14 protein-coding genes and 1 pseudogene are annotated in these 12,455 nt (G+C 52.7%); 4 read left to right on the forward strand and 11 right to left on the reverse strand.

Annotation, left to right across the window (positions count from 1 at the left end):
- Nucleotides 1-2 precede the first annotated feature (2 nt).
- Entirely contained in the window at nt 3-908 is a 906-nt protein-coding gene (locus IGS55_RS21885) for a LysR substrate-binding domain-containing protein (protein ID WP_230516987.1), read from the reverse strand.
- A 92-nt stretch (nt 909-1,000) separates the two neighbouring features.
- Between IGS55_RS21885 and IGS55_RS21890 the strand changes: the two genes are divergently transcribed.
- Entirely contained in the window at nt 1,001-1,468 is a 468-nt protein-coding gene (locus tag IGS55_RS21890; protein ID WP_230516986.1) for a DMT family transporter, read from the forward strand.
- Between the two features lie 72 nt (nt 1,469-1,540).
- On the opposite strand, the gene IGS55_RS21895 is transcribed toward IGS55_RS21890, so the two are convergent.
- The 10 genes from IGS55_RS21895 to IGS55_RS21940 form a co-directional block, all read right to left on the reverse strand.
- Nucleotides 1,541-2,881 (reverse strand): TolC family outer membrane protein, encoded by a 1,341-nt coding sequence (locus IGS55_RS21895; RefSeq protein WP_230516985.1) that lies wholly within the window; start codon nt 2,879-2,881, stop codon nt 1,541-1,543.
- A gap of 141 nt (nt 2,882-3,022) precedes the next feature.
- A complete protein-coding gene (locus IGS55_RS21900; protein WP_034788759.1) occupies nt 3,023-3,346 on the reverse strand; it encodes a rhodanese-like domain-containing protein in 324 nt (107 codons plus the stop codon).
- 13 nt (nt 3,347-3,359) lie between these two features.
- On the reverse strand, nt 3,360-4,010 hold the full coding sequence (locus IGS55_RS21905) for a protein-L-isoaspartate O-methyltransferase family protein (protein WP_139090593.1): 651 nt from the start codon (nt 4,008-4,010) through the stop codon (nt 3,360-3,362).
- A 169-nt stretch (nt 4,011-4,179) separates the two neighbouring features.
- Entirely contained in the window at nt 4,180-4,830 is a 651-nt protein-coding gene (locus tag IGS55_RS21910) for a TetR/AcrR family transcriptional regulator (RefSeq protein WP_034745948.1), read from the reverse strand.
- A gap of 589 nt (nt 4,831-5,419) precedes the next feature.
- Nucleotides 5,420-5,872: a hypothetical protein gene (locus IGS55_RS21915; protein ID WP_230516984.1), complete on the reverse strand. Its 453-nt coding sequence runs from the start codon at nt 5,870-5,872 to the stop codon at nt 5,420-5,422.
- A gap of 608 nt (nt 5,873-6,480) precedes the next feature.
- On the reverse strand, nt 6,481-6,987 hold the full coding sequence (locus IGS55_RS21920) for a hypothetical protein (protein ID WP_230516983.1): 507 nt from the start codon (nt 6,985-6,987) through the stop codon (nt 6,481-6,483).
- Nucleotides 6,959-7,534: a helicase-related protein gene (locus IGS55_RS21925; RefSeq protein ID WP_230516982.1), complete on the reverse strand. Its 576-nt coding sequence runs from the start codon at nt 7,532-7,534 to the stop codon at nt 6,959-6,961. The genes IGS55_RS21920 and IGS55_RS21925 overlap by 29 nt, the downstream gene beginning before the upstream one ends.
- A 109-nt stretch (nt 7,535-7,643) precedes the next feature.
- Nucleotides 7,644-7,916 (reverse strand): hypothetical protein, encoded by a 273-nt coding sequence (locus tag IGS55_RS21930; RefSeq protein WP_230537280.1) that lies wholly within the window; start codon nt 7,914-7,916, stop codon nt 7,644-7,646.
- Between the two features lie 114 nt (nt 7,917-8,030).
- Complete coding sequence (locus tag IGS55_RS21935) at nt 8,031-8,672, reverse strand: retron system putative HNH endonuclease (RefSeq protein ID WP_230516981.1); 642 nt, start codon at nt 8,670-8,672, stop codon at nt 8,031-8,033.
- Nucleotides 8,659-9,987: an AAA family ATPase gene (locus IGS55_RS21940; RefSeq protein WP_230516980.1), complete on the reverse strand. Its 1,329-nt coding sequence runs from the start codon at nt 9,985-9,987 to the stop codon at nt 8,659-8,661. Before IGS55_RS21940 ends, IGS55_RS21935 begins: the two co-directional genes overlap by 14 nt.
- A gap of 212 nt (nt 9,988-10,199) precedes the next feature.
- On the opposite strand from IGS55_RS21940, the gene IGS55_RS21945 reads away from it, so the two are divergent.
- From IGS55_RS21945 to IGS55_RS21955, 3 genes and pseudogenes are all read left to right on the forward strand, one after another.
- A complete protein-coding gene (locus IGS55_RS21945; protein ID WP_268991912.1) occupies nt 10,200-10,406 on the forward strand; it encodes an ATP-binding protein in 207 nt (68 codons plus the stop codon).
- A 284-nt stretch (nt 10,407-10,690) separates the two neighbouring features.
- Nucleotides 10,691-10,909 (forward strand): annotated as a pseudogene (locus IGS55_RS21950) (IS3 family transposase); the annotation flags it as partial.
- 418 nt (nt 10,910-11,327) lie between these two features.
- Nucleotides 11,328-12,398 (forward strand): DUF4007 family protein, encoded by a 1,071-nt coding sequence (locus IGS55_RS21955; protein ID WP_230516978.1) that lies wholly within the window; start codon nt 11,328-11,330, stop codon nt 12,396-12,398.
- Nucleotides 12,399-12,455: the final 57 nt, after the last annotated feature.

Below are 12,455 nucleotides of genomic sequence, written 5' to 3' on the forward strand. Positions count from 1 at the left end.
CATCAGCCTGGCTCGGCGGCCTGTGCAACGGCCGCGCGCAGCCAGGCGATGCCCGCATCGCCGTCCGTGCGGCGGTGCCGTATCGTTTCAAACGCAAACGGCGCGATGGCAAATGGCGCAGCGTACAGCGCCAGCCCCTGCGCCGCACTGCCCTGCAAGGCGCGCTGCGCCACCGTCAGGATCAAGTCCGTCCCCCTCACAACATCCGGTGCGACCGTCCAGTACGGCACACGCACGGCAATGCGGCGCGTCTGGCCCAACTGGGCCAGGGCCGCATCGACTTCGGCCGCCATGCCGCCTTCGCTGGATGCCACCAGCACATGCGGGCGCGCCAGATAGGTTTGCAGGCTCAGCATTTCACCGGGCGCCAGGCTGGCCGGGTCGAGCGCGCACACGAATGTTTCCTCGAACAAGGTTTCACGGCGTAACTGCTCGGGCAATTGCGGGAACACGCCCAGCGCCAGATCGATCTCGCCATCCTGCACGCCAGCGATCACAGCTGATCGGCTGGCATAGCTGATGGCCAGGTCGATGCCGGGCGCATCCACGCGCAAGCGGCGCAGCAAACGCGGCAAGATCAGCGCCGCGCCGTAATCCGACATGGCCAGGCGTAACACGCGCTGCGCCGTGGCCGCCTCGAAGACGGCGCCGCCGAGCACGGAACGCACGCTTTGCAAGGCTTCGGCCAGCGGCCGCGCCAGCTCCAAAGCACGCGCCGTCGGCTGGAAGCCACCTTTGCCGCGCAACAGCAGCGGATCGCCGAGCAGATGGCGCAAGCGGGCCAGCGCATGGCTGACGGCGGGCTGGCTCATGTGCAAGCGCTCGGCCGCACGTGACAAGTGGCGCTCGCTGAGCAGCGCTTCCAGGATCACCAGCAAGTTCAAATCGACGGCCCGCAGATTATTCATTTGGTGCATAGTTGGCTGACAAAATACGAATTGGATTTAATGACGACAGCATAATACGATGATCCCATCAACTCAAGGTGATGGAGTCACACATGCATGGATGGATTACCGTATTTGCCCCGCTGGCCATGCTGGCCGGCGCCGTCGTCCCGTTTCAGGCGGGCGCGAATGCCGCGCTGGGCCGCAACCTGGGCCACCCGCTGTGGGCCACGCTCGCCTCGCTGGCCGTCAGCGCCGTGCTCGCCTCGCTCGTGATGCTGGTCTGGCGGGTGCCCGCGCCCGATGTCAGTCTCGCCATGCGGGGACCGGGCTGGTCCTGGCTGGGCGGCGCGGCCGGCGTGTTTTACATTACGGCCGCACTGATGCTGGCGCCGCGCATGGGTTCCGGCCCCTTCATGGCGGCCGTCATCGGCGGGCAAATGCTGGCCGCGCTGGCCATTGACCGCTACGGCTTGCTGGGCTTTGCCGTCAAGCACATTTCTCCGCTGCACTGGGCCGGTGCGGGGCTGGTGGTAACCGGTGTCGTGCTCACGCAAGTGGCCAACAGCCGTGCCGCGTGAAAACAGGTCAAGACGAAAAAAAACCAGCGCCGTCGCCGGTGCTGGTTTTCATCTGAATCTGCAGAAAAAAGATTATTTGTCGAGCAAGGCGTTCACTGGCATCAAATCCGTTTCCTTCAGGGTGCCGGCCGCCGCCTTCAGGCGCAAGCCGTTCATGATGGTGTCGTAGCGGGCTTTCGACAGGTCTTTTTGCGTCGAGAACAGTTGTTTCTGCGCATTCAAGACGTCGATATTGATGCGCACGCCCACTTGATAGCCGAGCTGGTTCGATTCCAGCGCCGACTTGCTCGACACTTCCGCCGCTTCCAGCGCCTTGACTTGCGCCAGACCGCTGTTGACGCCGAGGAAAGCCTGGCGCGCGCCTTGCGATGCCGTGCGGCGTGCCGTTTCCAGGTCGTTGCGGGCCTTGTTTTCCAGCGCGATCGATTCGCGCACCTTGCTGGTGACGGCAAAGCCGCTGAAGATCGGGATGCTCCACTGCACGCCGATGGCATTGTTGTTATTGCCGCTGCCGTTGCCGCCACCAGAGGTGTAGCTATGGCCCGTATTGGCGATCAGGTCCAGGGTCGGGTAGTGGCCGGCGCGATTGCGGCCAATGTCGCGCTTGGCCGATTCCACGTTGAACTGGGCCGTGACGACGCCGTAGTTCTGTTCTTCCGCCGAGCTCACCCACGGCTCGACGGCGGCCGGTTCCGGCGCGCTGATGACCACGCCCGTGCGCATCGGCGCCAGCGACGTTGGCGCTTCGCCGATGATCGTTTGCAAGGCGCTGCGCTTGTTGGCCAGGTCATTGATGGCGGCAAATTCCTGCGCCACCACCAAATCGTACGCCGCTTGCGCTTCGTGCGTGTCGGTAATCGTTTGCGTGCCGACTTCGAAATTGCGCTTGGCCGATGCCAGCTGCTCCGTCGTGGCCACTTTTTGCGCCTGCGTGGCGCCCAGGTTGTCCTGCGCGCTGAGCACGTCGAAATACGCCTGCGCCACGCGCGTGATCAAGTCTTGCTGGACTTGCGCAAATTGCGCTTCAGCAATCGCTTGCGCCAGCTTGCTTTGCTGATAGGTTTCCCAACGGTCCCAGCGGAACAGCGGTTGGGCCAGGGTCAGGTTGTAGCTGTTCGTGCGCACGTTGACGGACGGCGAGGTGATCTTGTTGCCGCCATTGTTCTGGGCGATCTGCTCCTGATTTCCACGTGTATTCGTGCCCGACGCCGACACTTGCGGCAGCAAGCCAGCCAGCCCCTGCGGAACCCGCTCCATCCCGGCCGACAGGGCCGCGCGCGCACTCGCATACTGCGCGTCATTGGCCAGCGCCTGCTGGTACACCTGGATGAGATCGGCCGCCTGCGCTTGCAGCGAGCATGTCATCGAGACAAAGGCGCTGGTCATCAGCACGGCGATAAGGGGTTTCCGCATTGCATTTCTCCGTTGGAGTCGTCAAAAGTTGATGGAATCAAAAATCTGCTACCGCTTGCCTTGCGCCCGCCGGATGAGCGGGGTACAGGCCTCCGCAGGCATGCAGGAAAACATGCCTGGGTGCATCTACTGCAAAATAACTTAGTATTTAGGCATCGCGCTGTCGACTTGCAGCGCCCAGGCATGCACGCCGCCCGTCAAATTACTGATCTTGCCAAAACCATTGCGCTCCAGGAAGGCCGCCACTTGCATGCTGCGCATGCCGTGATGGCAGATGCAGACGATCTCGGCGTCTTCATCGAGGTCATCGATGCGGGCAGGAATCGAGTTCATCTGCATCAGGGTGGCACCGTCGAGGTGGCACAGGTCGAACTCCCACTGTTCCCGCACGTCCAGCAGGAACGGACGCGGGCGGGAAGGGTCAGCCAGCCAGGCGGCCAGCTGCGGTGCACTCAAATGCTCCATCGAATCGGTCGCCTCAGAACTGGAAATGCGACGGTGCAACAGCTTGCAGCGGCGTGACATTGGTTTCAAACAGCTTGCGCGTGTCGTAGGCCTTGTCCGAGCTGCGCGTGATCAGGTGCGCGGACATGATCGGCGCTTCGCCGATGATGGCCAGGATGCGGCCGCCCACTTTTACTTGTTGCAACAGCGCTTCCGGCAGGACCGACAGGGCGCCGGACACGACGATCACGTCGTACGGCGCGCCCTTGCTCCAGCCCTGGGCGCCGTCGCCCAGTTCCACGGTGACGTTCGTCACGCCGTTGGCGGCCAGGTTCTGCTCGGCCAGGGTTTTCAATTGGGGAACGATTTCCACGCTCGTCACATGACGCGCCTTGTGTGCCAGCAAGGCGGCCATGTAGCCGCTGCCGGTGCCGATTTCCAGGACATTTTCATGCTTCTTGACGGCTACGTCTTGCAAAATGCGCGCTTCCAGCTTCGGCGTGAACATGCATTCGCCGCCGCCCAGTGGAATTTCGGTATCGACGAAGGCCAGGTTTTTATAGGCGGCCGGCACGAAATCTTCACGCTTGACCACGTTCAACAGCTCCAGCACGTCGATATCCAGTACGTCCCATGGACGGATTTGCTGTTCGATCATATTGAAGCGGGCTTGTTCGATATTCATCTTTGGACTCGGTAAGTGAAGTAATAATCCGCCATTTTATCGTTGAACTGGCTGAAAGCACATGTTAACCATAAAGGCGGGCAATGGAGGGAATTTGCGACGATCTGCAGATTTGAGGGGGCGAACCTTGGAAAAGGGGCAACTGAACGGTAGCAGAGGACACGACGCGTCAGCTTTTCCCGGGCGCCTCCACCTGCAGGCTGCGCAAGCTCATGTCGATAAACGCATCCATATAGGCGATCGGATCGATATTCTTGACCTCGCACGGCAGGAAGGAATGCGTCCACATCATGAGCATGGTGACGGGCGCGCTGAGGATGGTGCTGACCAGCACGGGATCGACCTGGCGGAATTCACCGCGCTGCATGCCCCGTTCGACCAGGGTGGCAATCAGCGCATTCCCACGCGTGACCACCTCTTCGTTGTAAAACTGCGCCAGTTCCGGGAAATTGTTCGCTTCGGCCAGCATCAGCTTGGTCAAACCGGCCAGCTTGGTGGCGCCGAACTCTTCCCACCATTGCATCATCATGCTGCGCAACAACTCGGCGCTGCTGCTGTCCGACGCGGCCATGCTGTCTTCCGCCTCGCCGATCGACTGCACGATATTGTCGCGCACCACGGCCTTGAACAGCTCTTGTTTATTCTCAAAGTACAGGTACAGAGTGCCTTTCGACACGCCAGCCCGCTTGGCCACATCCTCCAGGCGCGTCGATGCGAAGCCCCGTTCGACAAACAGGTCGAGGGCGGCGGCGAGCAACTCCTGCGGGCGGGCATCCTTGCGCCGCTCCCAGCGGGGCTTGGTATCAATCGGGGCTTGCATGTGTCTTTCCAAGTAACTTACTTTTGAGTCATTAATAGTAGTCCTGTCTACCGCCAAGGTCAAGCGCGGGGCGCCGTTGGACGACACATAAGTTTGCACCGGCGACAGATAAAGTTGCACGCGACGACACATAAACCTGCATACGGTGTAAAGCTCGGATGCAAGTTGCTGACGACCCCATCAACCACAATTGCACTAATGACACATGAGTTTGCACAGGACCACAGATGGGCTTGCACTGAGCAAATTACCGGGACACAAATATTTTCACCTCGGCGTCCAAGTTCGATGCCGCACTCATCCATCCTTGCAACAATTGATAAGCTTGGAGTGACTCACTACGTCCTCCTACACCTAGTCTCATCTGCGTCTCAAAACCAGAAATCGAAAAGCTGTTTGCCGCAATAATCCAGACCTCCTTGCGAACGCCGACACTTCTGCGGCGTGCTGCTATTACAGCCCAAAGCTGCTCAAGTGCAGGTTCAAGCGCATCAACTGTACTATCAAATCTACGCCCCTCGAACAGACGAATGCGATTTGCCAAGCGCTGAGGAGCGGCAGGCTCCGGCCAATCCGCCAACAGATTTGTTCAATTTGCAGCCTTCAGGTTACGGTCGCCCGAAACAAGCATTTCCAAATTTTTGGTTGCTTGAGAGCCAACCTCAGCTAGCGCGCCCGCAGACGATTGCGGACGTTGCGCAGACGTGCCACATTTGACAGGTACATACACAAGTTTTTCTGGGGAGGAAATGACAAAATCAGCAGGCTCAGTTCCCATGTCGGAACACAAGATGAAATCTGCCGCAGCAATATGTGAATAGAACGGCCCCAATTCTGATATTGTTGGATTTGGTAAAGAGTAATTTTTTAGTTTATCAAAAATATGAAATACTGAATTTAAGGAAAATTCATCGGCTGAGATCTGGATAATTCCGCCTACATGTCCTTTTTCAGTTAATCCATCTTGCAATAGGCCGGGAATAGCGATGAGAACACCGCTCAATTCAGAATTAGCAACAACAAAACCATCTTGTGTCGGCAATCTTAATTCATAAAATCGACCTCCCGTATAAGTAATTCCATTTTTAAATAATATTTTATGCAATGACCGGATTAAAAATTTTTCGAATCCAAAACTCTCATCGAAACTAATAATCTCAATATCATTTTCTGCAACAAATTCAACATACGGATACTCAGCAATAATATTTACACTTACATTGCACGCCTCACTCCATTACTTAAAACAAATTTCGAATCATATTGATAATATAAAAAATTATTATCCAATTCAAACTTAATTCCATTTAAAAGAAACTCAATCGGTTTTTCGTAAATACTAAAATCGAACGCAACTGATTCCGCCATTAAAGCATCGGTGGGCATAATTTGTTTTAAAAACTAATTCAAAATTCGCCCCGAAGCTTCGACATCAGATGCCAAACATTTTTCAATCATTTCAAACCATTCATCCAGATCTGCCAAACTAAATTGACGGTCCTTATGATCCGAAATTCGTCCAGCATCGCCCCCTACATAATAGCTACCTGACTTATTTCCTTGATTGTCTAAAGTGTCGCACTTTATTGTCGACATACGATATGCTGCAAATTGCTGCTGCCCCCCAAGATCATCCAGGTTCCCCCCTAATTACCATTGCTTCAGGTCTTTTACGAGCTGATTGATTGATCTAGTGCTCGCTTCTTTGGGCCGTATAGAAGCACCTCTAGTCATGACTTTGAGCAACTTACTCTGTTCCAGAGGGGAGCCAAAATTAAGTTCAGCATCAGAACTGTAAGTGCGTCCACGACTATCGAATACAGCAACAATGCCGTTTGCCAATTGTCGCAACAAAACAATTTCAAGACTTTGCTCAAAAAAAAGCTCATTGGACAGAAACCGAGATTTATTAAATACGACAGACAGAACAACAATTATTTCCGTTGAATTTGATTTAAATACTTTACACAACTTCCCTTGATTCGTCGCACGCCAATAAAGCGTGTCAGCAGCTTGCGGCAGCGCAAACCCGACCTGCGAGTGTAGAAAACAGATCGAAGCGGTTGGAATACTTAATGCCGTATCAGGATCAAAAGAATTAATATCAAATTTTCCTACGAACCGATTTTCATCGGTAACTGAATTCAGGAAATGCATCCAAGTATAATTCAAATAGTCTTCCCGTGTTAAGAGAAGCCAAAAACTTGCTAACGCCGTTAACAGATTGAAGCGAGCTGTCAAAGTCACGGTAACTAGACCACATCGCGAAATTGGTTGGATGGTCGAATTCGAGTACGACTGGATGAAGGCCGTCAAAAGTACGCACCACACGTCCAACAGTTTGAACAAGCTCTCGGGCACTACCTAAAGGACACGTTAATACCATGAGCTTGGCCGCGGGGATATCAACGCCTTCATCCAGTTTATGTTGATGGACCAGAACTCTAAATGCACTATCGCTTAGAGCCTTAGGCACAGCCGTTTTTACGTTATCGCGAGTATCGTTCGTATATCGCTGATGTATTGCAAGTGTCGGAACGTCCCAAATCGTGGGCAAAGCCACCGAATTGCAGTTACGCTGCGTATGAAAGAAGACCGTGAAGAACACAACTTCGACTTGAACATCGATCAAATTAACCGCACACGCAATCCCGTATTTGAAGTAATCGCGAGAAAATTCGACGTCTATGTCGTCAGATGCCAAGTTTCAGATCAGTCCAAACCTATCTGGCGCTTATGTGCCGTGGTGCAAGCTCATGTGCCGTCTAATGCCAAGCTTCCGAGACATCGAGTTTGCGGTCGTAATACATCAATCATCGGCGCCAGCGTTCGTTCCACGCATGGGTCCTTTCAACGATCCAGCGCATGGGAAGGACGATGAGTCCGGCATCTTTAGCAGCAGCATGCTCAGGAGCGATGTTGGGATCGAGTAACGTTCCGGTCGTGCCATTGGTTGGATGACAAACCACTTCAACCGAAAGACGATGTGCCAGCTCGATGGCATGAGCACATTTTCCGCAATAGGCGCCATCGGTATAGAGCTTTTCAAAGCGAGGACTCTTGCTGCACGCTTGCGTAAGCTCCACTCGATCACCCGATCGCTAGACACCTTCCGGCTGTTGAATCCCACCGGTCGCCGCGTGTTCGCGGACAATTCGGCGCGCAACTCAAATGAAGTGTTCAGAACGTCTAAAACATCATTAAAAAAGGCTTTTTGCCCAAGCTGAAAACTCACTTGTGGTTTTTTTGGCCTCAATAATTAAGTTCATTGCTTCCGGATCAGTGGCGGCTTTTGTTCGGATAAAAGCGAGATTTCTAATCATGGTAGAGCGTCGCCTTACCAAATGCTTACGAGTATTAAGCCCAAATATCTCAACAGTCTTGACACCGCGTCCATTTTTTCCTTCCGCTCGCGCCATTCGAGTTTTAGCATCATAGGTAAATTTTATGAACGAGTCTGGATTCTCCGTGCAGGGATTAACGAGCGGTCCGCCTTGGGCCGCCAACGGAAACAATTGCCCTTTATGTTCGGCATCGTTGCAGCGCGCGCATGCCAAAAGTAAATTTTTCCAAGTAAAAGTGCGGGACGGATATTTACTTTTAGGCCTGAAATGTTCGATGTGACCATACGTGACGCTACTGATCTCAGATTCGCAATATGCGCACTTATCATTAAACATTAACTCAAGTGCCGCCTTAACGTCTTTCTGTCCATACTTAGAAAAAGCATTTTTTATATCTTTTTTGACGCCACCGGAAATCGCAGCGAGAAGTTCGCTCTTCCATTTGGAAGCATTGGTCACCAAAGATTTTGGCTGGGCTGAGCGATTAACTTTTATCATTTTGCTTTGCCATATAATTATTGATTTTCCTCTCAAAATCTGATGGAAGCTCTTCAATTCCATAGGGATTATAAATAGCAAAAAACTCACTAAGATTAGACAGCTCATTCTTCTGTCGTGTTGTAAGTCGAGTCCTTTTTGCCATCAAAAATTCATATCGATTCAATTTATCTTGTATTTCTGGCGCATAGGTAGACGTAAGATCGAAAGCATCACTTTTTAAAATATCGTCAACATCTAGAGCGAAAACATCATGAACAATTTTATTTGGAGACTCATTATCTTTTATTATCTTTAGAGTTAACGCATCACGGCCGGCTCCAGCAGCGACAAAGGGACTATGAGTGCTAACAATAAACTGTATATTTGGAAATTTCTCCTGCAACCAGGTCGCAATATAACGTTGCCATACTGGATGCAGGTGGATATCTAGTTCATCGATTAAAACGACACCGTGAGCGGAGAGAGGATTCGACAAATCTGGAAATCCTTCAATCAATCTCCAAACCAGATCTCCAGCCAATGCGAGAACACTACGATAACCATCACTGAGCGCGAACGTAGGAACTTTGGCACCATCCACATCAAACAAAATTCGACCTTCATCGTCTATCGAGTCGAAGCGAACACTCGAAGGAAGCAAGCCATTTATCGCGTCAACACTTATCTCTTTCAATCTAGTCGAAGTGTTTTTTGAACGTTTTACTTCTTGATAATCAAGATACATCAACCAGTTTTCTAGAGTTGCCAGTCCTTCGTCCTCTGCAAACTGAGTGGAGAAGTTGGTGAATCGAGATGGCTGTTGCATTGAGGGAACCAAAACTTGGCTTCTTCTCGTCAGCCGCCTAAACGCGCCATAGCCAGCCGCGAACCAACCTTTGCTGCTTGATGAAAAAGCGTTTTGTCGTAGCCAACTTAATGATCGGTCAGCGGACTCATGCACTCCCGGTTGCGTATGAACCTTTCCTCGGATGATGATTCGTTCATGGCCTGTCACATGCTGTGTATATGCGAAGGAGGTACGAATTTTATCCACGCCAAAAGTGCCTGAATCAGAAGGCTCTTGATGTATACGGCATGAAATTTTTCCAACCACACCTTCTTGCCGCAGCCAGCCCGTGGGGCGCGGTAACAACTGTGATGCGACCTCAGGTCCAGCGAGCGCTAAGGCCATTGATTGGAGCAAAGTGGTCTTACCGCCGCCATTCTCGCTTAACAGTGTTACCCATCCAGCTCTTCCACCCTCTTGCTTTAAATTTAGGGTGGTTTTCTTGAAACATTTAATATTTTCAAGACTGACTTCTTCTAACCACATACGATGTCCTTGACTAGATTAAATGATATTGATCTTTCCGGGCACCTATACGAGTAGCATTGACCAAGAAATTCAAGGTTAGGCCGTGTGGTCTATTTCTTGATTTATCACACTACCTAACGCATGTACTGCCATATGAAAATTCTTTAGCGCAGAACTCATTGTAACGGTGAATCGACTCGGGGTCCCGAAAAGGCGGGTATTACGTTCATCTGCCGTGTTTGCTCTACGAGCTGGCCATTGGCCGCACCGGAGGGCCCTGCATGAAGTTGCTCAGGCAACTGGTCAAAATAGCTGTGCTCGTGATTGATGGTTGGGGACTAGTGGTGCTCGACGACGCGCACCGGCGCGACCTGCTAAAAGTGTTCGATCCGCCAATGCAGCCGCTTGACCATGGCCACCAGCCAGCTTCCCATTGAAGATCGGCACGCCGCTATCGGTGACGCCACCTTGACCAAGACCATCCTTGACCAAGACCATCCTTGACTGCTTGGTTCACATCGCCGGCCTACACCCGGTTTGGCTCATGCAGTCTTATGCAACCCAGTCGTCAACGCTGAGGCGTTTGCCTTTCTTACGAGTCACAATAACTGGCTTCGCCCAGTCAAACATCGACGTCGAGAGACGTTGTTTCTTCGCTGTGAATACAGTCAGAATCATGCCTTTGACGTTTTCGATGAGGGGCGGCTCGAAGTCTGCGTGGAGGGGGTACCGCGCTCTTGATGTCGGAAGGGATAGAACGTACGAGGTAATCGATCAGATTTGTGGTGACGAATCAATCGAGTTGATCTGCGCGGTGTTCGACGTAGCGCGGTCATGCCTATATGCATATCGGGAGCGCGCCCGCCACATTGATGTTGAGCGCACGGCATTGCGTAGCCGTGTGCACGAGCTGTTCGTCGAGAGTCGTAGTTCGGCGGGAATCGGCGGTTATTCGACGTGCCGAAAGCGGTAGTGACGTATGCCCGGCGGCAAACCATAGTCTACTTGCCAATGCTGGGAGCGGGTATGCCCCCGGCTCATTTCGGTCCCTGGCAAAATACACCAAATTTCCGTCCGTTTGATGCTAGCACTGAAATCGCTGCTATCATTGACAGCTTGACGTGGCATGTTACTATTGCGCCAGAAAAGTACCCCCTAATGCGCTAAAAAAATACTCCCCTCAAGATCGGCACGGACATCGCGTCTTCGAAGACGGTATTTCTTCGTGACCCTCCCGAGCTACACGCCGCATTGGTGATTGCTGCCGGGGCGGAGCAGCAGAAGCGAGGGGAGAAAGTCAGCATTAACTGGTTGGCCGCAAAGGTGCTTGCAGAAGCGATGGGCTTTGAGGTCGCGAAATGAAATCTACGACCAATATATCGGCTCACGCCCGTTGCAGAAAAAATGCCGGCGCCCCCGAAATATCACCCTCAGAAACCAAAGATCATTGCAGCAAGCCTGAAAGTTCTATGTCGAATCTCCGTCGTTCTACCCTTCCAATTGCCGAGCAGGCGCCGTCCTTTCGTTTCTCGGGCCACCAATCGTTCTCTCTGCGAATTTCTTGGCTCCCAAAAGCTATTCAACAGATTCTTGACGACAAGGATCCGTTCACGGACATCGACCATGGAATTACGTCTATGGGTTTGGGAAAAAATATGGTCGAGTCCTTGCGGTGTTGGATCGAGGCCTTCCAAGTAGCAACCCGTATTGACGGGAAATGGCAGCTCAGCCCCATTGGCGCCATGATATTTCGTCCGTCATCAGGCCTCGACCCATATCTCGAAGACCATACGTCCAACTGGCTCCTTCATTGGCTCATCTGTACAAATACCGAATATTCACTATTTGCGTGGGAGTGCATGTTTAATCGTTGGCCCACTATGGAATTTAGTGTTTCGGAAGTGCTTGAGGCTTTCCGGCGAGAGTCGCAGGAGAGTTCCAAGGATGCCTCACCGGTCACGCTTCGCCAGCATTGGGATGTGCTCTTGCATAGCTACCGACCGCCACGGGGCGACAAAGGCGAAGATCATTTGGACAGCGCCCTTTCGGTTCTTGGTCTCATCCGCGAGGTCGGCGAGAGGCCCAATTCTCATGGTAAGTGGGAGTCCCTTTACACCTTCGACGTTGGTGTAAAGGCCAGCATTCCACAACAGCTTTTTACATACTTCATCCATGACTGGTGGAACCGGAAATTTCCGAACGAAAGCACGGTTTCGTTTCGCGAACTCACCTCAGGGGATCACAGTCCAGGTCGCCTATTGAAGATGCAAGAGCGTGAGGTGCTGAGCCGAATTGAGCATCTGGCTCGGACTCAGCCACAGGTGTTTCAATTGACCGATTCAGCAAATATGAGACTGCTACAACGCGTATCCAAGCAAGACGGGTGCAAGGCGCTCGCTGAAGCTTACAAGAACCCAATTTTCGTATAACAATGCCTAACACTAGAAAGTCCGCTGTCACAGCGCACACCACAATTTCAAGCCTGC

It is taken from the genome of Janthinobacterium sp. EB271-G4-3-2, from assembly GCF_020858035.1.
In the GTDB taxonomy this organism is placed as follows: Bacteria; Pseudomonadota; Gammaproteobacteria; order Burkholderiales; family Burkholderiaceae_D; genus Janthinobacterium; species Janthinobacterium aestuarii.

Bases quoted from the DNA above. Each gene is read 5' to 3' on its own strand.
- IGS55_RS21935 (WP_230516981.1), bottom strand. From the start codon at position 8,672: ATGATAAAAGTTAATCGCTCAGCCCAGCCAAAATCTTTGGTGACCAAT.
- IGS55_RS21905 (WP_139090593.1), bottom strand. From the start codon at position 4,010: ATGAATATCGAACAAGCCCGCTTCAATATGATCGAACAGCAAATCCGT.
- IGS55_RS21910 (WP_034745948.1), bottom strand. From the start codon at position 4,830: ATGCAAGCCCCGATTGATACCAAGCCCCGCTGGGAGCGGCGCAAGGAT.
- IGS55_RS21900 (WP_034788759.1), bottom strand. From the start codon at position 3,346: ATGGAGCATTTGAGTGCACCGCAGCTGGCCGCCTGGCTGGCTGACCCT.
- IGS55_RS21940 (WP_230516980.1), bottom strand. From the start codon at position 9,987: ATGTGGTTAGAAGAAGTCAGTCTTGAAAATATTAAATGTTTCAAGAAA.
- IGS55_RS21895 (WP_230516985.1), bottom strand. From the start codon at position 2,881: ATGCGGAAACCCCTTATCGCCGTGCTGATGACCAGCGCCTTTGTCTCG.
- IGS55_RS21920 (WP_230516983.1), bottom strand. From the start codon at position 6,987: ATGCATTTCCTGAATTCAGTTACCGATGAAAATCGGTTCGTAGGAAAA.
- IGS55_RS21955 (WP_230516978.1), top strand. From the start codon at position 11,328: ATGAAATCTACGACCAATATATCGGCTCACGCCCGTTGCAGAAAAAAT.
- IGS55_RS21885 (WP_230516987.1), bottom strand. From the start codon at position 908: ATGAATAATCTGCGGGCCGTCGATTTGAACTTGCTGGTGATCCTGGAA.
- IGS55_RS21890 (WP_230516986.1), top strand. From the start codon at position 1,001: ATGCATGGATGGATTACCGTATTTGCCCCGCTGGCCATGCTGGCCGGC.